General features: G+C 65.7%; 17 protein-coding genes. All 17 read right to left on the reverse strand.

Going from position 1 to position 21,719, the window contains the following annotated elements:
- Positions 1-46: 46 nt before the first annotated feature.
- The gene (locus RM190_RS10570; protein WP_311759400.1) at positions 47-760 is read right to left on the reverse strand and encodes a PP2C family protein-serine/threonine phosphatase; all 714 of its coding nucleotides are present in this window, start codon (positions 758-760) and stop codon (positions 47-49) included.
- Positions 757-1,407 (reverse strand): type VI secretion system-associated protein TagF, encoded by a 651-nt coding sequence (gene tagF, locus RM190_RS10575; protein WP_311759401.1) that lies wholly within the window; start codon positions 1,405-1,407, stop codon positions 757-759. Before tagF ends, RM190_RS10570 begins: the two co-directional genes overlap by 4 nt.
- Before the next feature lies 1 nt (position 1,408).
- Positions 1,409-5,011 (reverse strand): type VI secretion system membrane subunit TssM, encoded by a 3,603-nt coding sequence (gene tssM, locus RM190_RS10580; RefSeq protein ID WP_311759402.1) that lies wholly within the window; start codon positions 5,009-5,011, stop codon positions 1,409-1,411.
- Complete coding sequence (gene tssL / locus RM190_RS10585; protein WP_311759403.1) at positions 5,011-6,405, reverse strand: type VI secretion system protein TssL, long form; 1,395 nt, start codon at positions 6,403-6,405, stop codon at positions 5,011-5,013. The genes tssM and tssL overlap by 1 nt, the downstream gene beginning before the upstream one ends.
- Positions 6,406-6,417: 12 nt before the next feature.
- On the reverse strand, positions 6,418-7,758 hold the full coding sequence (tssK, locus tag RM190_RS10590) for a type VI secretion system baseplate subunit TssK (protein WP_311759404.1): 1,341 nt from the start codon (positions 7,756-7,758) through the stop codon (positions 6,418-6,420).
- Between the two features lie 22 nt (positions 7,759-7,780).
- Entirely contained in the window at positions 7,781-9,205 is a 1,425-nt protein-coding gene (tagH, locus tag RM190_RS10595; protein ID WP_311759405.1) for a type VI secretion system-associated FHA domain protein TagH, read from the reverse strand.
- A 1-nt stretch (position 9,206) separates the two neighbouring features.
- Complete coding sequence (locus RM190_RS10600) at positions 9,207-9,497, reverse strand: PAAR domain-containing protein (RefSeq protein WP_311759406.1); 291 nt, start codon at positions 9,495-9,497, stop codon at positions 9,207-9,209.
- Positions 9,494-10,075, reverse strand: coding sequence for a DUF6931 family protein (locus tag RM190_RS10605; protein ID WP_311759407.1), 582 nt, complete (start codon positions 10,073-10,075; stop codon positions 9,494-9,496). The genes RM190_RS10600 and RM190_RS10605 overlap by 4 nt, the downstream gene beginning before the upstream one ends.
- Positions 10,076-10,087: 12 nt before the next feature.
- Positions 10,088-12,148 (reverse strand): type VI secretion system Vgr family protein, encoded by a 2,061-nt coding sequence (locus RM190_RS10610; RefSeq protein ID WP_311759408.1) that lies wholly within the window; start codon positions 12,146-12,148, stop codon positions 10,088-10,090.
- A gap of 31 nt (positions 12,149-12,179) precedes the next feature.
- Positions 12,180-14,891 (reverse strand): type VI secretion system ATPase TssH, encoded by a 2,712-nt coding sequence (gene tssH, locus RM190_RS10615; protein WP_311759409.1) that lies wholly within the window; start codon positions 14,889-14,891, stop codon positions 12,180-12,182.
- 12 nt (positions 14,892-14,903) lie between these two features.
- Complete coding sequence (tssG, locus tag RM190_RS10620) at positions 14,904-15,938, reverse strand: type VI secretion system baseplate subunit TssG (protein ID WP_311759410.1); 1,035 nt, start codon at positions 15,936-15,938, stop codon at positions 14,904-14,906.
- A complete protein-coding gene (gene tssF / locus RM190_RS10625; protein WP_311759411.1) occupies positions 15,902-17,776 on the reverse strand; it encodes a type VI secretion system baseplate subunit TssF in 1,875 nt (624 codons plus the stop codon). Before tssF ends, tssG begins: the two co-directional genes overlap by 37 nt.
- Positions 17,777-17,780: 4 nt before the next feature.
- Positions 17,781-18,278 (reverse strand): type VI secretion system baseplate subunit TssE, encoded by a 498-nt coding sequence (gene tssE / locus RM190_RS10630; RefSeq protein WP_311759412.1) that lies wholly within the window; start codon positions 18,276-18,278, stop codon positions 17,781-17,783.
- On the reverse strand, positions 18,271-19,080 hold the full coding sequence (locus tag RM190_RS10635) for a type VI secretion system accessory protein TagJ (protein ID WP_311759413.1): 810 nt from the start codon (positions 19,078-19,080) through the stop codon (positions 18,271-18,273). Before RM190_RS10635 ends, tssE begins: the two co-directional genes overlap by 8 nt.
- Before the next feature lie 61 nt (positions 19,081-19,141).
- Positions 19,142-19,633: an Hcp family type VI secretion system effector gene (locus RM190_RS10640; protein WP_311759414.1), complete on the reverse strand. Its 492-nt coding sequence runs from the start codon at positions 19,631-19,633 to the stop codon at positions 19,142-19,144.
- Between the two features lie 76 nt (positions 19,634-19,709).
- Positions 19,710-21,203: a type VI secretion system contractile sheath large subunit gene (gene tssC / locus RM190_RS10645; RefSeq protein ID WP_311759415.1), complete on the reverse strand. Its 1,494-nt coding sequence runs from the start codon at positions 21,201-21,203 to the stop codon at positions 19,710-19,712.
- Between the two features lie 3 nt (positions 21,204-21,206).
- Positions 21,207-21,710: a type VI secretion system contractile sheath small subunit gene (gene tssB, locus RM190_RS10650; RefSeq protein WP_311759416.1), complete on the reverse strand. Its 504-nt coding sequence runs from the start codon at positions 21,708-21,710 to the stop codon at positions 21,207-21,209.
- Positions 21,711-21,719 lie beyond the last annotated feature (9 nt).

Consider the following 21,719-nt stretch of genomic DNA (forward strand, 5'->3'; position numbering starts at 1 on the left):
CATCCATCCGCTGGCCCGGCCAAGCCGCGCCCCGCGATCACCGGGCCTAGGCCGCGTCCACCACCACGACCGAGATATTGTCCGCCCCGCCGCCGTCCAATGCGGTCTGGATCAGTCTGGCGCACAGGATCTCCAGCGGGGTGCCGGTGACGATGGCGCGCAGATCATCGAAATCCGCGTATTTCGTCAGCCCGTCCGAGCAAAGCAGGAAACGGTCGCCGCGCCTGATGTCGCCACGGATCTTGTCAAGCTCCAGCACCTCGCCCACGCCGACCGCGCGGGTGATGGCATTGGCATGGGGGTGGCCCTCGGCGTCGCGCCATGACATTGCGCCTGCCCTGACCAGATCACCGGCAAGGGAATGGTCCGAAGTCAGCAATTCGATCCCGCCATCGCGAAAGCGGTAAAGGCGGCTGTCGCCGACCCAGAAGGCGACGAAGTGGTTGTTCGCCACCAGAAGCGCCACCACGGTCGCCCCGATGATCGCGCCGTTTCGCCGTTCGGTTTCGGCGCGGATGGTATCGTGGCTGGCCAAAAGCGCGTCGCGCAGGGCATGCATCGCCTCGGCGGGCGCCAACCCCACGGCGACCGAGGCGACCGTCGCAGCCACGGTCTGGCTGGCGAAGTCCCCCGATTCATGCCCGCCCATCCCGTCCGAGACCAGCCAGATCCGCTGCTCGGGCAGTGACAGAATGGAATCCTCGTTCACGCGGCGCACGTTCCCGATATGGGTCGCACTGCTGTAGAACAGTTGGGTCATGGTTGAAGTCCCGCAGGGTCGATCAACTGGGCGAAACGGGCGGCGGGGGGCATGCCGGCGGACAGGAACAGGCACTGTCCCCCCGGCATCAGGGCCGAAAACACCGCCGGGCGCGGAAATTCCCGCCCCGCCAGCATTGCCGCCAGCGCCGGGGCGGGATCGCTGGCCCGAAGCCACAGGAAGCCGGGCACGGCTGCACCATCGCTGCCTTCCAGCGCGGTGGAGGCGGGTATCGGCGACAGGCGCTCTTTCAGCGATGCGGCGGACAGGTCCTGATCCAGCGCGGACAGCGCCACCTTTTCCAGGGCATCGAATTGCGCGCCCGCGGACAGATGCGCGGCCACCGGGTCGACCCCGTCGGGCAAGGCGCGCACCAGGGTCAGCGGGAACTGCCGTCCCGCCTGATCGACCGATGCCATCAGCACCCCCTGCGCAGCTTCGGCCCCTGCAAGTCCGGGTGCCAGCGTGAATCGCCAGATCGGGGCCGACAGGTAGCAATCATCCCATCCGCCTGCCAGCACCGCCCGCGCCGCCAGAATGCCGGATTGCAGCCAGACGTCCCAGCCCGCGACGAAATCCGCGGCCACGCCGAAGCGGAAGAAGTCGCCCAGCCCCGGCATCTTTCCAAAGGCCCCGAACACGGCCATCTCAGAACGACGCCGGGCACGAGAACTCTCCCAGCGCGGCCAGCGCGAAGGGGTTCATGACCGAGCCTGATTGCATCCCGAAAATGGCGATGCGCCCGCCCACCTTGAAGATCACCCGCGTGCGGTCGCTGACATTCGTGCGGCGGATCTCGGCGGCGTCCAGCAATCGAAACAGCGCCCAGGGCCCGTCCCGCGCAATCGAGTTCTCGGATCCTTGCCGGGGTGGGTCCATGAACACCCTGCCCATCCCGACCGCCCCCGGCCAGGTGATCGCGGCAGGGGCGGGTTGGCTCTGCCCCTGAACAAAGCCGACCCGCGTGCCGTCAAGCTCCAGCAGGATCGCGTTGGCCTGCGGATCCAGCGCCTCGGGGGTGATCTGGAACTGGACCTGCGGCGTCGCGCCCGTGGCAAAGAAGGCATCGCGGATGTCCGACGCGTGCTGCATCTGAAGCAGGACCTGCGGCGAGATGCCAAGATCGGTGTCGTTCACCTTGCGGAAGGTCCAGGGCCGGCTGCGCCGGTCCACATGCTCGGCCAGGTTCTCGGAAAAGAACTTGTCGATCAATGCTCCCGGCGCGAACAGGCTGGTGAAGTCCTGAATCGAGATATCCGCCGCCGCGCGCCTGCTGAACGGGTATTTGTTGGTGGTGGCCTGCTGGCACAGCGGCAGGACCTCGGCCTGCCATTTCGCGTTGATCGAGGCGCGAGTCCCGTCGGCGGCAATCCCTGAAGACCCGGCCACGACCTGCGACACCCAGCGCTGGATCGGAACCGGAAGCTGCGAGGCGACCTGAACCAGCTTCTGGATCGCAGGGGCCGAGTTTTCGGCCTTTGCCGCGCCACCCGCGAAGGCCAGCTTGTTCAGTTCCTGGTTCAGGTCCGCCAGACTGGCGATCAGCGTGTCGACGGGCGAAGGCGCGCCGTCCTGTGCCGTCACCAAGGCCTGGATGGCCTCGAACCGCTTCTGGACATAGCTGCCTTGGGGGACCGGCTCCCCGCCCGGAACCTCTGGCGCGGATAATGCATCCAGAATCTTGCGGCTTTGCGCGGGCAAGGTGGACAGCGCCCCGCTGGGCAGCACCTTCACTGGCAGGGCGGCCGCGACCGCGCCCACATCCGCCGCCACCTCTCCGCCGGTCTTGCTGTCCGCCGGGGCCGGGGTGGGGTCGTCGACATCGGCAAGCCTTGTTTCCTTTGCGATTGCCTCAAGCACATGGCGGATGGGGGATGCGGGGCCGGACAGGACATTCGTCACCTCGACCGCATGCGGCAGCGATTGCAGGGGCACGATGTCCAGGTCGGACAGCATCTGGTCATAACGCGCGACGTAATCGTTATAGTAAAGCGCCAGGATGTCGCGGGACAGCGCGGTCAGCGCGTCCTGGGACAGTTGCTGGGATGCCGCGGGCCCCAGCACGAAGGCGTCGCGCTGGATCTGTGCCGAGACGCGCAAGGCTTCGGGCAGAAAGACCTCGTGGAAACCGCGGCGGGTATAGATGCCCTCGATCCCCTCATTCAGCGGCTTGCCCGATGACCGGACAAAGGCCCGTGCAATGGCCGGGCCGCCGATGTCCGTCGGGCGCCACGCGGGCAGTTGCCTGGCCATGTCGGTTTGCATGATGCCCTTGTAGATCCGCTGGGCCTGCGGCATCCGCGTCAGCACGTCCTGGACCTGTGCGACCAGATCGGCGTTCAGGTCGATCTTCTGCATCGGTGCCGACAGCAGCGCGTCCAGATGCTGCGCCAGAACCGCACGCAGTTCGTCCCGGCTGGACCCGGCATAGGCGCGCGACCAGTCCGCCGCAAGCAGGTCCTCGACCATGTCGCGATCCATCGGCCCGACCTGACCCAGCATCAGATAGACCTTGAGCAGATCGAAAAGCGCCACCTGATCGTTGATGCTGCTTTGCATCTGGTCCTCAAGCCGGACCAGCAGGCGGGGCAGAAAGTGGCGGTTCAGCGCGGCCCGATAGGCAAGGCGACCTTCGTTCCCAAGCACCGCGGACTGGTCCAGCCCCCAACCAAGCCCCGCCCGCGTCAACGGCACGCCCGCGCCGGGAATGGTGCGCAGATATTCCAGCGCGGGCACGACCAGCGGCAGGTCGCTGTCGGCCACTGGCCCGGGCGGGATCGTCGCGGCGGCCGCGCGATATCCTTCGACCTGGGTTTCGACCTGTTCCCGCAGCCGCGTATTGTCCTGCCACAGATTGTACCAGAGGATGCCGACCGCCACGGCCGACAGCACCGTCGCCGTGATGGCCGCGTATCTGGTCCAGCGATAGCGCCGCTCGACCTTGTCATCGGCGCTGACCAGTCCCGCCTCGGGGAAGATCACGCCATCCAGCAGCCGCGTCAGGAAGAAGCTGCGCCCCGTCCCCTGCCCCGTGCCGATGGCCTGCCGCCCGATGCCGAAGCTGCGCGCCATGCCCATCATCAGCCGGTCGATGGGCGTGCCCTCTTGCGTGCTGGAGACGAAATACACGCCGCGCAGAAGCTGTGCGTGTTCATAGCGGTTTTCCTGGAACACCTCGGTCACGAAATCCCTTGCCAGCCGCCGGACGGATGCCAGCTGCCCCGGGAACCCCGCGATCAGGCTGCGGCGCTGCGGATCGGTTTCGCTTTGCATCCGTTCCAAAACATGCGCGTTCAGGCGGGCCATCAGCAGGTCGAATTCCTCGTCGAAGGCGGCGGATGAGGAAGGCTGCGTCTTGCCCTGCGGCAGCGGCAGGGTGAACCCCCAGACCTGCTCGCGCAGTTCCTTGGGCAGGCGGTCATAGGTCTCGGAAAAGCCGGCAATCAGGTCGGCCTTGGTGAACATCATGTAGACCGGAAAGCGCACGCCCAGCTTTTCGCGCAACTCGTGCAACCTGCGCCGGATCGCGGCGGCATTGGCCTTTTGCGTCACCGGATCCTGCATCAGCAGGTCGGACAGTCCAAAGGCCACGATCGCGCCATTGATCGGCTGCCGGCGCCGGTATTTCTTGAGCAGGGCCAGAAAGCCCATCCAGCCGGCATTGTCCGCGCTGGCATCGCTTTTCTGCGTGGTATAGCGCCCGGCGGTATCGATCAGCACCGCGCCGTCGGTGAACCACCAATCGCAGTTGCGCGTCCCCCCGACACCGCCGATCGAGCCCGCCCCCATCTCTTCGGCCAAGGGGAAGTTGAGGCCGGAATTGACGATGGCGGTGGTCTTGCCCGTGCCGGGCGGGCCGATGATGACATACCAGGGCAGGACCGCCAGATGCCGCCCGCCGCCCTTGGTCCGGCGCAGTTTCGACAGGGCCTGCTTCAGCTTGTCGCGCAGGTCGGCCAGTTCGGCCTCGACGCCAAGATCGGTCAATGGCTCGGGGTCGGCAGTGGCGACGATTTCCTCGGCCATCTTCGTTTCGCGCTTCTGCCCGCGCAAAAGCAGGACCAGCACCATCAGCAACGAGGCGATCCACAGGATGGCCAGCCCCACCAGACGCCCCGGCACCTCGACAAAGGGACGGGCCTCTCCGAAGGCGAAGAAGGGGCCAAGCAGCCACAGGACCGCGGAAAGCACCAGGGTCAGGATCACCGTGATCCCGATCGACGATCCCAGGGCCGCCAGAACCTTGCGCATCACTTCACCGCCTTTTCGGTAGCGGGGACCGAGGCGGCAGGCACGCCTTCCCGCTGCAGGACGATCTCGATCCGGCGATTTTCGGCCCGCCCCGCGGCCGTGTCGTTCGGGGCGATGGGTTCGCGATCGGCGCGCCCCTCGGCGGTCAGGCGCGCGGGATCGGCAATCTGGGTCGCCAGCATCTTGCGCACGCTTTCCGCCCGTGCCAGCGACAGGTGCATGTTCGAGGGGAAGCGGGCCGAGCGGATCGGCTGGCTGTCCGAGTGGCCCGCGATCAGCACCGGGCCGCTGGTTTCTGCAAGCGCGGCCGCCACGCGTGAGATCGGGGCCTTGAACTCGGGTTTCAGCACGTCCGAGCCCGAGCCGAACATCCCCGCCCCCTTCATGCGAATGGTGATGGTGTTGGCATCCTGAAAGACGGTGACCAGCTTTTCCTCGATCTCGGCGCTGAGAAAACCGGCGATGCGCTTCATCTGTTCTTCGTCATAGACAGGGGCAGCCGCGACCGGCGGCGCGCGGCGGGCCAGTTCCGGGGGCGGGCCGCTTTCCAGCGTGGTCATGGTGCCCAAAAGCCGTTCCGTCCTGGAGGACAGCGCCCAGGACAGGCTGAGAAAGCCCATTGCGCCAATGGCCGCCATGACCGTCGCCGCGATCCAGAAGGGCCGCCATGCCGAAAGCGCCCGGAAGGGTTTTTGCACCCCCTTCCAATGCGGTGACAGGTCGGATTCTACGGGGCCGCGCTGCTGCCTGATCGTGGAGGCCAGCCCCTGGCGCACCTGCAGGTGGCGATCCGCGCCGCCATTCTCGACGCGCAGCCGCCCCTCGAAGCCCAGGGACAGGCACATGAACAGGAATTCCAGCAGGACGATATTGCGCGCCGGATCCTGCTCAAGCCGCGACAGCAGATCATAGAAACGGTCGCCACCGACGGTTTCGCGGTGAAAGGTGCTGACCAGGCTTTGCTCGCCCCAGCCCGAGGTTCCACCCCAGGGGGTGTTCAGAACCACGTCGTCCAGCGTCGCGCAAATGGCATAGCGCGCGACCTTGACCTGCTGGGGGTCGCAGCCGCGCCTCATGGCGTCGGTTTCAAAGCTGCGCACGCCTGCGATTACCGCCTGACGCAGGGCCTCGGGGTCGGTGTGCTGCGCGCGATTGCGGATGCGACTGATAAGCGCGAACAGCGTGGCGGCACTGGCAACCAGCGGGTTCATTCCGGTCAGGCTGTCATCAAGCGCGGAATCCGCCGGCTCTGGCGCGGGCGCGGCCACGGGCGCGGCATGGGCCTCGACCGGGAGGGCAGATGCGATCCCGGCCCGACGCCCGCCGGGATTGGGGCGGATCACCGTCCGGTCGGTGTCGTCGGGTTCCGCAAAAGGATCTTCGTCAACCGTCATCGCCGGCCATCCTTACCCATGCCGTATCGCCCAAAGCTCCATCTTCAGGCCGGGGTAATCTCCGGCCACATGCACCGCGATCCCGCCCGAGGTGGGCATCCTTCCCCATGCCGGGCTGTCGGGGGCGACCTCGAAATAGACCATGTTCGCGTGATAGGGGATCTGGCGTGGCGCGACCGGCAGCGGGCGCAAGGCGATCCCCGGCAGGGCCGAGTTCACCATCTGGCGGATCTCCTCGACCGGGCCCAGCTTGGCCTGATCGGCAAAATGGCGGCGGATGTTTTCCGAGGGCGTGTCGGCACTGACCGCCAGCACGAACCCGGCATTGCCGATCAGCTTGCGATCCGCGATCAGCCCCACCGAAATGCCGTATTTGCGCGCCTCAAGCGGGATCGAGACGGCATTCTGTTCCAGCACCGCCGACAGGTAGCGGCGCAGCATCCGGATCACCGGCGCGAAGGTCGCGTTCAGGTCGTGATGCTGATAGGGCGGAAATTGCGGCACCTGCTTGTCGGCGGCCATGAAGGTGGACAGCTCGCCCGCCAGCGCGACGCAATCGCGGTAAAGCTGCACCGGATGTCCGTTTTCGATATTCCCCAGATGGCGAAAGACCGGCAGGTTGCGATTGATCGCCATCAGCAGCAGGAAATCCTGCAGCTCTGCCGCGCCCCGCACCGATCCCGAGGCCTGAAGCCGTCCCGCCAGCGCCTGCATCCTGTGGTCAAGAAGACCGTCGATCTCGCGCACCAGCGCCTCGAGCACCGGCGCCGCGCGCAGATCCAGCACCGAGGGAATGAAGGCGCGGTCCAGAACCACCTCGCGGTCGGGGCGAACCTCGATGACGCGGGCAATCGGAATGGTCAGGCGGTCGCTCAGGTCATCGACCGCAAGGCCGAATTGCATCCGAAGCTGTCCCACGACCAGCCGCGCCGACTTGCGGCCCGCGCCCATCGTGTCGGTCACTTCGATCTCGGCGGGGCGCAATCGCGCCGCGGACATGTCCAGCCCGGACATGTCGACCTCGGCCGCGCCCTGCCTGCGCGCGGGCAGGGTCAGCAGCACGACGCAATCCTTGATCGTCGCGGGCACCTCAAGCGCGGGGGGATGGTCGTCGGATTCGGGCAGGCGAAAGGCGGTCCCGTCCGGCCACAGCCCCGCCGCCGAACGCAGCGCGACGCGCCCCGACTTCAGCGCGTCGGGATCGATTTCCATTGCCGTCAGCCCCCAGCCATAGGGGACCAGCGCGCGCGCAAGCCCCGCGCGCATGGCTTCGGCATGGCGGTCGCCCTGCTGGAAATGGTGCGGCTGAAGGAACATCCCTTCGGTCCAGAGCACTTTGCTATCCCAGGCCATGCCAGCACTGTCCTTCCTGTGGTTACTTCAGACGCTCAAGCTGCTTTCGGTAGGCGCGCGCAAATTCATGCGCGAACAGGTCCTGAAAATCGTTTTCGGCCTGATCGGCGATTTCGGCGTAATGGGCTTCGTAGATTTCCCAGTAGCGCGCCTTGCGGCCCTTGATGAAGCCGCCGATCCCGCCCCCCGCGGTCAGGCGCGATTCCAGCGTCTTGGGGTCGAACTTGCGCAACAGATCCTTCAGCGCGGCCTCGATCCCGGTCAGCATGGCGACCTCATGCGCCTTCAGATCGTCCAGCGCCTGCGTCGCCGCGACATCCGCGGGCAGCCAGCCGGGCGCGGTGGGAAACACCATTGCCTCGACCGCCTGACCGGGGCTGACGCTGAATTTCAGCGGGTTGTTCCCCCCGGCCGAGATGACGGTCTGGCCAAGGCTCAGCTCCTGCTTGATCGAGGCGCGGGTCATCAGCACCTCGCGCAGCCCCTCGATCATGCTGCGCATCGCCTGCCCAAGCCGGGTCATTGCGGCGACCATGTCGGCATCGGGGATCGCCATATGCCCCGCGCCAAGCGCCTCAAGAAAGGCACGGGTCGCGGCATCCGGCCCTGTGACGGACGGCGGCTCCGGCGCGAGATGAATGGGCGGAGGCGGCGGCTCCGGCGCAGGTTCGGCCAAGGCCGGGTCCGGCAGATCAGCCGGTGGCGGGGCGGCATTGGATGCGTCGGGTTGGGTCGGCTCGGGCGGTTCGGTCAGGTCGTCCCAGTCGTCGGGAATGGTGTCGCGGACCCGGGGCGCGGCGAAATGGTCCTGCGCGGGCGCGGCGCGCTCCAGCATCGAGGCCCCCACTGACGGATCCTCGTCCGGGAGGTCTGCCAGATCATCGGGCGAAAGCGGCGGCAAAAGCCCGTCCTCGCCCAATTTGGGCCGCGACACGCTGGCGGGTCCGCGCAGCGGCGCCGCACCCAGCAGATCGTCAAGAAAATCGCGCTCGCCGCTGTCCTCGGGCAGGAACTGGTTCCCGGCGGGTTGGTTTGGCGGGGGATAGGGCGCGGGTCCGGGCACCATGTCGGCAGGAACCGGATCGTCGGGCAAGGGATCGGGGATCAGGTCCTGCCGCGCGGGCGAGGCACCGGGCGTCACGCTGACCAGCAGCTCATAGCCCCCGAGGGTCAGGATGTCGCCGTCGCTCAGCGGTGTCGGCACCCGGCCAAGGGGGATCTTGCCATAGTTCAGGAAGGTGCCGTTCGCGGAAAAGTCGATGACGACGAAGCTGCCGCCCTGATCTTCGATCGTGCAATGCCGCTTGGACAGCTGGCGATCCGGATCGGGAAGCACCAGGTCGTTTTCCGGCGCGCGCCCGATGGTCAGCGCCGTTCCGCGCAGCACGACGGGCTGGGCATTGCTGGGGACGATTCCGGTGGTCTGAAAGCGCAGCGTGACCGCCATCCTATCCCCCCGTCAGGACCGTCATGGCGCCCAGGACGATCGCCCCCCCGCCAGCGCAGGGATCCACCCCCATGCGCGCCGCCGGCAGGCACGAGATCAGCACCGTGGCCGAGCCCTTGACGATCGGATGCGGGCCCGGGGGCAACACGCCCGCGCACAGGTCGGTGATCCTTGCCGCGGGCAGGTATTGCACCAGAACGGTCGGCGCGCATGGCCCGGTGATCGGCGCGGGCGCACCCAGGCTGAGGGCGCAGATATGGCTGTCGGTCAACCGGGCCTGAGGGAACGTCATGGCTGGCCCCTTCCGTTTCCGCCGCGCGCAATGTCCAAGCCGCGATCGATCAGGCGCGCGGTCTCGGTCCTGAAATCTCCTGCGCGGCGCGCGATGCACAGGACATTCATCCCGAAAGAGGCCGCCTCGGACGCGCCGGGGGGCGAGGGAAGGCGGGCCAGATCTCCCGCGCCCAGCGTGCCATCGGCAAAGACCGCCGCGGTCGCGCACAAGGTCAGATCATCGTCGGGATCGGCAGCCTCAAGCGCCTGCCGGGCGGCGGCCTTGGTCTCGTCGCCGGGCTTGCGCACCCATGCCTCGGCCGTGGTCAGCGTCGGCGGCGCCCCGGCGTCAGGGGCCAGGGTATCGCGGGCGGCAAGACATGCCCACCAGACCCTTTCGCGCGGCGGCAGGGCGACCGACAGCAGGCGCAGAATGTCCATGTCCGCCGCCTTCTGGTCCAGGACCGACAGCGTCTGGGCCACATCCGCGCTGGCGGGCAATCCGGTCCTTTCGACAAGACGCGCATTGGCGGCGGCCAGCATCCGCGCCGCCGGACCGGACGGGATCTTGCGCAACCCTTCGAAACGCGAAACCACGGGGCCGTCCTCCTAGTTTATCATGGTAAGCGCGCCCTTCAGGATCAGGATCGCGTCACCCTTGACGGTTGTCATCGGCGCCTTCGCCTCGATCATCGCGGTGCCCTCGACCTTGATCATCGCGCCCTTCACGGTGACGCCGGTCTGGTCGATCTTGATGGAGCTGGCGCCGACCTGCAGCAGGATCTCCTGCATCGCCTCAAGCTTGATCTTGCCAAGTGCGGTCGTCAGCGAGAAATTCCCCTGCGAGACATCATGCGTCACGTTCCCGGTCTGGACGGTCTCGCTGACGTTCCCCCGTTCGACGATCGCGGTCACGTTCCCCGTCACCTTCAGGTCGGACTTTCCCTCGATGGTTTCCGTCTTGTCCTTCTTGATCGCGATGGTCTGGTTCCCCTCCGCGACGGTAAAGCTGTGGTCGCCGGTCTTCAGGGTCTCGGTCAGATTGCGATGGACCGTCAGGGTCATGTCGCCCTTGTCCTGCTTTTCCGGCCCGACGGTGATGGTGGCATTGTTCTTGACGATCTGAGTATAGTCCTTTTCCGCCTGAAAGCGGACCAGCTCTTCGCCTTTCTTGTCTTCGAACATCAGCTCGTTGAAGCCGCCGCCTTCCTTCGACGAATTGGTCTTGATGCCGGACTGTGTCTGGTTCGCGGGCAGGGTCCAGGGCGGCATGGTATTGGCGTTGTAAAGCATCCCCAGGATGATCGGCCGGTCGGGATCGCCATTCTCGAACCCCACCAGAACCTCTTGCCCGATGCGCGGGATCGAGACCATGCCCCAGGACTTGCCCGTCCAGGGCTGGACGACACGCACGAAGATCCCCGCCTTGTCGTCCATCTTGCCAAGGCGATCCCAGAAGAACTGGACCCGGACCCGGCCATATTTGTCGGTGTGGATTTCCTCTCCGGCCGGTCCGACGACGGTCGCGGTCATCACGCCGGGCACCTCGGGCCAGGGCGTCAGCAGCGGCGCGCGGAACTGAACCGATTTCGGGATGCTGCCAAAACGGGTCATGTTGGCGTCGGTTCGCATTTCGGACGGCAGGGGCAGGATGTCCTCGGGCGGATCGACCTCCGTCGGGTCGGTCTGAAAGGCATGGCTGGTCGTGGTGACAAGATATTCGCCATCCGGGGCGTTCTGCGGATGGTGGTTGATCTGCGTTGTCGATCCGGCCGCCAGCCGCATGTCCGAAGTCACCCCCGACCACAAGGCATGCCGGGCGGCCTCGGCCTCCATCAGGACACGGGCGCGGGCCTTGCCCAGCCCGGTTTCCCGGAAATGCCCCGGCGAGAGGTAGTTTTCATATTCCCTGTGGCTATGGCGGCCCTTGGGCAAAGCCTGCACGGCCATCAGCTTCGCGTTCGATTTTTCAAAGTTCTGGTCCGCCAGCGTGACCTTGCCCGTCGTCAGCGCCGCCATCCCGTGCAGGTCGCGCACGCGGTTCTGCTGGGGCACGTTGTTGGTCAGGTCATCGTCATATTCCAGCGCCTCTCCCGGCATCGGATCATGGCCGCTGATCGCATCGACCAGCACCATCGTCTCGGTCTGGCCTTCATGCGTGAAATAATACGAGATCCCCTCTTCCTCCATCAGGCGGGACAGGAAGTCGAAATCGGTTTCGCGATATTGCAGGCAATAATCCCTGCGCTCGTATTGCTGGGTCAGGCGGTTCTTCAGGCTGCCAGACAACCCGTAATCGCCCAACACCTTCTGCACGATCTCGGGCGTGCTTTCGTTCTGGAAGACGCGGCATTCCTTCGTGCGCCCCAGCAGCCAGATGCGCGAGCGCGCCTCCAGCAGATAACGCCCATAGGCGCGCCACACGCCCCGATATTCCGCCGAAATGCAAAGTCCGCGGAAAACCCGCGAGACGTCCCCGTTCTCGGATTCAACGGACAGGTCAAGCGCCTTGCCGACAAAGTCGCCAAGCACAAGGCTTCTGTCCTTGGACAGCACCTCGATCCGGGTTTCAGTGATCTGGCTCAGCCCTTCAAGCACAAGCGCGCGGCGAACCTGAAGACCTTCGACCGGGCCTTCACCCATCACGTTCAAGAACAGCTTGTTCCCCATCGCCTGAAACCTCCTTTCCGCAGTGCAATCATCACGGGCGCACCCCCTGCCCGTCGAAACCATAGGTGAACCTGTTGTCGGCCACGTCGACGCGCACGCTTTCAACCGGTTTTCCGTCAAGCATGCGGCGCAGGAACTCGGCCGAGATCTCGGGCAGCATCGTGTTGGTCACGATCGCGTCGATCATGCGGCCGCCCGACTCGACCTCCTGGCAGCGGGCGACGATCGTGTCGACGACCGCGTCCGAATAGGTAAAGGGCACGTCATGCGTTTCCTGCACCCGGCGGGCAATGCGGTCCAGTTGCAGGCGGGTGATCTTGCCGATCATGTCCGGGGACAAGGGATAGTAGGGGATCACCACCAGCCGACCCAGCAGCGCCGCCGGGAACACCTTCAGCAAGGGGTCGCGCAGGGCCTTGGCAATCCCTTCGGGTTCCGGCTGCAGATCGGGGTCGCCGCACAGGTCCATGATCAGTTCCGAGCCGACATTCGACGTCAGAAGGATAAGGGTGTTCTTGAAGTCGATGCGCCGCCCCTCGCCATCCTCCATCACGCCCTTGTCAAAGACCTGGAAGAACAGCTCGTGCACGTCGGGATGGGCCTTTTCGACCTCGTCCAGCAGCACGACGGAATAGGGCTTGCGGCGCACGGCCTCGGTCAGGACGCCGCCCTCTCCGTAACCGACATAGCCCGGAGGCGCGCCCTTGAGGCTGCTGACGGTATGCGCCTCCTGATACTCGCTCATGTTGATGGTGATAAGGTTGTGCTCGCCGCCATACATCAGCTCGGACAGCGCCAGCGCGGTTTCCGTCTTGCCCACGCCCGAGGTGCCCGCCAGCAGGAACACCCCCACCGGTTTCGAGGGATTGTCCAACCCCGCGCGGCTGGTATGCACGCGCTTCGCGATCATCTGCATCGCGTGGTCCTGCCCGATCACACGGCGGGCCAGATGCTGGTCCAGTTCCAGCACCGTGCGGATCTGGTCGCCGACCATCCGCCCCACCGGAATGCCGGTCCAGTCGCCGATGACCGAGGCGACCGCCTGCTCGTCCACGATCGGCAGGATCAGCGGCGCTTCGCCCTGCAGGGCGGCAAGTTCGGCATTCCTGGCCTTCAGCTCGACCAGCAGCGCGGCGCGATCCGGGTCCGGCGGGGGCGCGTCCGGGTCCGTGGGGGTGTCCGGGGCCGCATCTGCGGTTGCGCCGCCCTCGCGCAGCTTGGCGCGCAGGGCAAGGATCGCCTCGACCACGGATTTTTCGGTTTCCCATTTCTGCGTCAGCTCGGCCAGCCGCGCTTCTTCCTGCGCGCGCGCCTCGGTGATGGCGGCGCGGCGGTCATCGACGGCATAACCCGCGGTCTCGTCCCGGTCGATGATGCCCAGCTCGGTCTCGAACGCATCGATGCGCTTGCGGGCATCGTCCACCGCCGCGGGCACGGCATGCTGGCTGATCGAGACGCGCGCCGCCGCCGTATCCAGCACGCTGACCGCCTTGTCGGGTAGCTGCCGGACGGGGATATAGCGCGCGGACAGCGCCACCGCCGCCTCGATCCCCTCGTCCAGGATCTGCACGCGGTGGTGCTTTTCAAGAATCCCCGCGATGCCGCGCATCATCGTCACGGCCTTGGGGATCGAGGGCTCATCCACCACCACCGTCTGGAAGCGCCGGGTCAGCGCCGGGTCCTTTTCGATATGGCGCTTGTATTCGGCCCATGTGGTCGCGCCGATGGTGCGCAGGGTGCCGCGCGCCAGCGCCGGTTTCAGCAGGTTGGCCGCATCCCCGGTCCCCGCCGCCCCGCCCGCGCCGATCAGCGTATGGGTTTCGTCGATGAACATGATGATCGGGGTGGTCGAGGCCTGCACTTCTTCGATCACCTGCTTCAGGCGGTTCTCGAATTCGCCCTTCATGCTGGCGCCGGCCTGCAGCAGGCCGACATCCAGCGCAAGGATGCGGGCGTCCTTCAGAGAGGGCGGCACGTCGCCGCGCGCGATGCGCAGGGCAAAGCCCTCGACCACGGCGGTCTTGCCCACCCCGGCCTCGCCCGTCAGGATCGGGTTGTTCTGCCGCCGCCGCATCAGCACGTCCATGACCTGCCGGATTTCCTCGTCTCGGCCCATGATCGGGTCGATTTTGCCGTCGCGCGCGGCCTGCGTCATGTCCGTGCAGTATTTCTTCAGCGCCTCTTCCTTGCCCATCTCGGCCGGGGACAGGGCGCCCGAGGCCTCGCCCGGCTCGGCCCCGCCGCCCGCGGTCGCGGTCATCGCATCCTCGGGCGAGCCGTCGGTGATCTTGAAGAAATGCTCGGACAGGTCGTCTGCGCTGATCTTTCCGAACTCGGCCGAGATCCCGGTCAGGATCCGCTTCAGTTCCGGCGTTTTCAGCATGCCCAGCACAAGATGCCCGGTGCGCACCCGCACCGCCGAATACATCAGCGAGCCGTAGACCCAGCCCCGCTCCATCGCGTCCATCAGGTGCTGGGACAGGTCGATGATGGCGCTGGCCCCGCGCGGCAGCGCGTCAAGCGCGCGCTGCATGTCGGCGGCCAGCCGCGCCTCGTCCAGACCGTGGTGGCGCAGGATGCGCATCACGTCGCTGTCGGGCTGGTTCAGGATCTGCGCCAGCCAATGCACGATCTCGACATAGGGATTGCCCCGCAGCTTGCAAAAGACGGTCGCGCCCTCGACGGTCTGGTAGCCAAGCTGGTTCAGTTTGCCAAACAGGGCGACGCGGCTGATTTCTGTCATCTTCGCTGTTTCCTATCCTGCGGCCCGGTCCGCCATTTCGGGCGGCGAGAGGTGAAGATCATCCGCATCCGCCGCGCTTGGCCTTGCGCCAAGCCAGGATGTCAGGCCCAATCGAGTGTCGCCGTCCAGGCAGGTCTGGGGCACCTGATCCGCGCGCAGGACCAGCACGACATCCCAATCCAGCGCCAGACCGCAATAGTTGCGCACGATCGCCGCCAACCGCTCCAGCGCCGGGGTGCCCGGTAGAAGGCGGTCGTAATCGGCGCGCGACAGGGGCCCAAGCCGCAAGCGGAACTTGGCCGTACGCGACCAGACCCTTTCGCCGATGCAGGTTCCCAGACCCAGCCCGGAGCCCGAACCCAGCCGCCAGCGGTCGTCCGGCTCAAGCTCAAGCCAGCAGCCCACGAATTCCTCGACCGCGACACCGGTGTCGAAGAAGGTCGAGACGATCGCCCGCAACCCGTCGGGATGGCGGGGACCGGGCGACAGGAAGGCGGCGAAATGGCGGCGCGCCAGATCGGGCATCGCGTCCCGGTTCTGGAAGGCCGGACCGGCATGGCCCGACAGCGCGGCGATCTTGCGCTCAATCCGCCCGCCCATCCCGCGGTCCAGATCCGCTGCGGGCTGGCCCGTGGTCCAGGCGCGATAGAAAAGCTGCGCCAGCCTGTGGGTCAGCAGATCGGCGAAGGCCACCAGCGTCGGGTCGCGCTGGTTGATCATGCGGTCGCGGGCATAATCGGTCAGGTGCAGGGGCAGCGGTCCGTGTGGACCGAAAAGACCGAAGGCCTGCTGGCGCAGCTGACCGCGACCCGCGCCATCGGGCGGGTCGAAACGCGTGATCGTGTGCGGGGGAAAGGCGGTCGAAGGATCCTGCCCAAGGCGAAGCGGATCTTCGCGCGGGCGGCGCGCGGTGCCCAATGGGGGATGGTCGGCGAAATGCGCCTCGATCACGCGCAGCGCGTGAAAAAGGTGAAAGCGGGGAAACGACGCGACCAGATGGTCGTAATGCGTCACAGCACCCGCCCCAGACCGCTTTGCGGAGTCCATCGCGCGAGTTCCCCCCTTTGGCTGGTTTCCAGGACTGTCTCGGTAAAGCTGTTGATGGTGACGTGGCGGCGCAGGAACCGCTCAAGCACCGAGGCAAGCACATAGGTGCCGGTCCCCTCGAACGCGCCCTCGTCCATGCGCAGGCGGATCTCAAGCCCGCGCACGGCGGTGGACAGCAACCCGTCCGAGATGCGCCGGACGATGGGGCGGGTGTCCACCCCCACAAGCCCCTCGATCTGCCGCAGGACGGCGCGGTCGGCCAAGGGGGCGTAAAGACCCAGCAATTCGCGCAAGGCGGCCGCGCCGCTGCCCCCGGCCGTATCCGCAAGCGACAGGTAGTTCAGCCCCAGATGTCCGATCAGGCGCCAGGCGGCCTCGCCCTGCGCAAGGGACGGGCGCGGCCGCGTCGGGGCCACGGCGACCAGCACCGCCGAGACCGGGCCGCATTCGGGCATGTGGAACAGGTTCCGCGCGCCCGAGCCCAGCAACAGCGGCAGGTCGCGGTTCGTGACCAGCGCGCGCACCGCAAGCTGCTGGATGCCCGGCGGCCAGGGCGCCATTGCCGGATCCACCAGCGCCAGCCAGATCTCGGACCCAAGATAGGATGTGCGCGTGCCCGCCAGATGCTCTCGCTCGGTGCGCTGGCGAAAGCGGCGGTTGATCTGGAAATAGGCGGGATGGCGCGAGCCCGCGGCGGTCAGCTCGTCGGTCGAGAAGAACGGACGGAATGTCAGGTTGTCCTGCCCCTCGCCGCTGATCCCGGCGACCGACAGGATGCTGTGCACCTCATGATCCAGCGGCGCATTGCGGTCGGGAACAAGGTGATGCTCGGTGTCGCGTTCCGACAGCATGACCCGGTCGCAACGCTTTTCGAACAGGTTGACGGCGGGCACGGCAAAAAGGGTAAAGGCATCGGGTGCGATCCCATGCGCCAGATCGGCCCGCCCCTTTCGCAGCAGGATATAGACGTCCACCGCATCCTGCGTCGCCCGTGCAAGGCCCGGACCAAGGCCGGTCAGGTCGACAAAATGGAAGCGTTCGGGCAGCGCGAAATATTCCTGCAGCAGGCGGTAGCCGTCAAAGCTGGCGCGCGGCGTGGGCAGCAATGCCTCGTCAGGCGAAAACCCCCGCGGCTCGACCCCGCCGGGCAGCGGCAACACCCAGTCATCGCGACGGTCGATCGAGCGCGCGACCAGTCCGGTCGTTTCGGTGCACAGCAGTTCGTGCAGCGCCCAGCCGCTGGCGGCATGGCCACCAAGAAACAGGGTCAGCCGCTCGATCGGCAGCGCCCCGATCAGCCCGCCATCGGCGCGGGCCAGGCGCAGGCGGATGGCGGCCCGCGCCTCGCCCGCGCCGGCGACGCCAAGGGCGACCAGCGCGCCGCGTCCGTCGATATATTCGGCCTCGGCAATGCGAATGGGCCAAAGCGTCACCTCGGCCGCGCTGCGGAATTGGCAGGCGGTCTGCTGACCGGCGCTGAGTTCCGCATGCAGGGCGCTGTGACGCGGCACGCGATACCCCTCGGCCAGCGCCGGATTGGCCAGATCGGGCACCAGTTGCGCGATCATCATCGACGGGGTCGGCGAAAGGTAATGCGGATAGACGATCTCGCACAGGGCCGAGGAAAAGGCCGGGTATTGCAGCTCAAGTTCCAGCTGGACGCGGGCCGACAGAAAGGCCGCGCCTTCCAGCAACCGCTCGACATAGGGGTCCACGACCTCGGTGCCGTCCATGCCCAGCCGCGCCGCGATCTTGGGAAAGGATTGCGCGAATTCGACGCCCATCTCGCGCAGATAGGAAAGCTCGGCCTCGTAATGGCGCAGCAGCCGGATATCCATCGTCCTATCCTGTCCGGGCCACGGTCGCCTCGCCCGTGGTCATGTCGATCTGGGTGCGCAGATAAAGCTCGGATGGGATCGGTTGCGCCCAGATGTCGGCGCGGATGTTGAAGACGACCTGTGCGCCCTTGGCGGCCGCCGGGTCGCCGGCCTGGATGTCCAGCGAACCGGCGCGCAAACGCGGCTCGAAGGTTTCGATCGCGCGCTGGATGGATTGACGCAGCATCGCCGTCCGCGCCGGCCCTGCAGACTGCCCCGAGATGCTGGCGACCCCATAGCACAGGACCGACCGCGCCGCCTGCGGGAACAGCGCCGGATCGACCCCGTTGCCGCTGCTGGTGGTGTTCATCAGCCAGGACAGGTCGCGCAGCACGATCTCGCGCAGGCGCCGCAGGTCGATCACCCATTCCTCGCGCGGTTCCTGCGTCACCTCGCGCTGGTTGTCGGTGAGCCGGTCAAGAAGCGAGGGTTGCAGCCGCTCGGTGATGGTCTGGTCAGCCATCGACGCGCCCCGGATCCAGCCGCAGCGCGCGCAGGTCCATCAGCGGCAGGTCGCCCGCATCGGTCGTCAGAAGGCGTTGTCCGGTCCCCGCCCAGGTCTCGCTGCCCAGATCGCGCCAGTCGGTCGCCAGCGCCATCCGCGCGGCACCGCTGCCATCGCGGGTGGTTTCGGGATAGCGGGTGGGGATCAGGGCCACCGTCTCGCCTCCATTCGCGAAGGTCAGGTTGGCCGGCATCCAGACCCGGTCGCGCAGGTCCGTCGGTGGCTCGATCCGCACGGCGGACAGGCGGTCAAAGGGCAGCCAGTAGTATTTCCCGTCAATCGTCGCCTCAAGAACCGGGCCAAGGCGCATGTCCGCGTCGGCGATCCAGGTGAAGGCCGTCCCGTCGGCCTCGCCAGAGGTCGCAGGCGCACTGTCGAAAGCCTGCGCGCGCAGGTCGGCGGCCCGGCTGCCCTGCCCCTGCGACAGCGCCTGCAGCGCCTCGATCTGCAGGGCGATCCAGCCGGGCGGCTCGCCAAGGACCAACGGGAGTTTTTCGCCCTGAAAGACCTTTTCGCGGAAGACCTCGCAGATGATCGCTTCGCGATAGGTCTGCGCCATCGGCAGGGCCAATGCGTCCAACTCGGCGCAAAGCTTCAGCTGCGTGATCGCCCTTTTCCAATCGCCCTGAATGCAAAGCAACTGGAACAGGAATATGCGCAGCTTCGCATCACCGGGATGGGCCCGTATCTCGGCCGAAAGCGCGGCAAGCGCACCCTCGGGGTCGCCTGCCTTCAGATAGCCATCCGGTGTCACCGGCATCCTCCCAGCGGAAAAGGGAACCGCGACCCCGGGACAGCCGGGGCCGTAGATGCTTTGCGGGTCAAGCGTCGACGTTCTCGGCGATGTTGAACGTCACGTCCGGCGTCAGGCCCTTGTCGCCCGTTTTCTTCTGTTCGGTATAGGTCAGCTTGACCTTCGCGAAGTTCAGGGTGATGTTTTCGGTCAGCCGATCCTCGCCACCGCTGCCGCCGGTCGAATAGCTGGTGATGATTACCTCCTCCATCTCGATATGGAGATAATCCAGCGGCTTGTCCCCGGCCTTGCGCATGATCAGTTCGGCCTTGGCGTGGTGGGTGCCCTTGAGGGTTGATTTGATCAGATCGGTCGAGGCCAGATCGATATATTTCGTGACCGATATATCCTGGACATTGGCCTTGCCACCGCCGCCACCGCCGCCGGTATGGGTCGTCCCCGAGTTGGAAACGCCCCAGCTCCAGGCCAGGATGTCAATCCAGCCCTTGTCGCCCGAATATGTCGCGTCCCTTGCCTCGCCCTTGATCTCACCGACCTTGAGAAACATGTCTACTGCCAATTGACTTCTCCCTAGAGTGATATGGTTTGCGATGATCGTTCAGGGCCCGCCCCGCAATAAGGGCGGGATATTCGTCTCAGGCCTTTTCACTGGGCAGCTTGGACACCAGCCGCAGTGAAACGGTCAGTCCCTCAAGCTGGTAATGCGGTCGCAGATAAAAACGCGAGGTGTAATATCCGGGGTTGCCCTCGACATCCACGACTTCGACGCTGGCATTGGCCAAAGGCTTTCTGGCCTTGTCATTCTCGCTGGAGGTGGCGGGGTTCGGATCGACATATTGCAGGATCCAGCTGTTCAGCCATTTCTCCATGTCGGCCCGGCTTTTATAGGACCCGATCTTGTCGCGGACCATGCATTTCAGGAAATGCGCAAAGCGGCAGGTCGCGAACAGATAAGGCAGACGTGCCGCCAGATTGGCATTGGCGGTTGCATCCGGGTCGTCATATTCCGCAGGCTTCTGCAAGGATTGCGCACCGATGAAGGCGGCAATGTCGGTATTCTTGCGATGGACCAGCGGCATCATCCCGTTTTTCGCCAATTCCGCCTCGCGCCGGTCGTCGATGGCGATTTCGGTCGGACATTTCATGTCCACCCCGCCATCATCGGTCGGGAAGGTATGCGTGGGCAGCCCCTCCAATGCGCCGCCCGATTCCACGCCACGGATGCGCGAACACCAGCCGTATTGCTTGAAACTGCGGTTGATGTTCATGGCCATTCCATAGGCCGCGTTGATCCATGAGAAATTGGCGGAGTTTCCGTCCGCTGTGTCCTCCTCGAATGCGAATTCCTCGATCGGGTTGGATTTCGCTCCATAGGGGCGGCGCGCCAGAAAGCGCGGCATTGCCAGCCCCAGATAACGGCTGTCGTCACTTTCGCGCAGACTTTTCCAGCTGGCATATTCCGGCGTGCTCATGATCTTGGTCAGATCGCGCGGATTGGCCAGTTCCTGCCAACTTTCGAACTGCATCAAAGCCGGGTCCGCACCGGTGATGAAGGGGGCATGGGCGGCCGCCGCAATCTTGGCCATCTCGCCCAGCATCTCGACATCCGGGCCGGAATGGTCGAAGAAATAATCGCCGACAAGGCAACCGTAAGGTTCGCCGCCCAATTGGCTGAATTCCTCGGTATAGATCTTCTTGAAGATCGGCGACTGGTCCCAGGCCGCGCCCTTGAATTTCTTCAAGGTCTTGGCAAGATCCTTTTTCGAGATGCTGTAGACGCGGATCTTCAGCATTTCGTCGGTTTCGGTGTTGTTCACCAGAAAATGCAGCCCGCGCCACGCGCTTTCAAGCTGCTGATATTCCGGGTTGTGGATGATGGCATTGACCTGTTCGGCAAGCTTTCGATCGATCTCGGCAATCATGGATTCGATCGAATGGACCACGTCTTCCGAGATCAGCGCCGTATTGGACAGCGCCTGCTGCGCCAGCGTCTTCACTGCGGATTCCACGGCCGAGCGCGCCTGATCGGTGCGAGGCTTGAATTCCTTGGTCAGAAGGTTGGCGAATGCGCTTTCATCCAGCGCCACGGCGGCCGCGGCATCCTGGGACTGGGCTTCCCGTTCCACCATGTCTCATTCCTCTCCTTCTGCGGGTTTGGGGGCAGCGGCAAGGCTTTGCAGAAGCGCGGGATCGTTCATCGCCTTGGCGATCAGATCCTCGGCCCCCGGCTTGCCATCCATATAGGTGACGAGGTTGGACAACTGGTTGCGCGCCTCGACCAGCTTGCGCAGCGGCTCAAGCTTCTGCGCGATCGCGCCGGGCGAGAAATCCTCCATGCTTTCAAAGGTCATATCGACGGAAAGATTGCCCTCTCCCGTCAGGGTATTGGGCACGCTGAAGGCCACGCGCGGGGCCATCGCCTTCAGGCGGTTGTCGAAATTGTCGATGTCGATTTCAAGAAACTTCCTGTCGGCGATGCCGGGCTGCGGCGTGTTCGACTTGCCCGCCAGATCCGCCATGACCCCCATCACGAAGGGCAGCTGGATCTTCTTTTCGGCACCATACAATTCGATGTCGTATTCGATCTGGACCCGTGGCGCGCGGTTCCGCGCGATGAACTTCTGTGAACTTGCCATCCGTCGCTC

The organism is Paracoccus broussonetiae (genome assembly GCF_031854425.1).
Lineage (GTDB): Bacteria > Pseudomonadota > Alphaproteobacteria > Rhodobacterales > Rhodobacteraceae > Paracoccus > Paracoccus broussonetiae.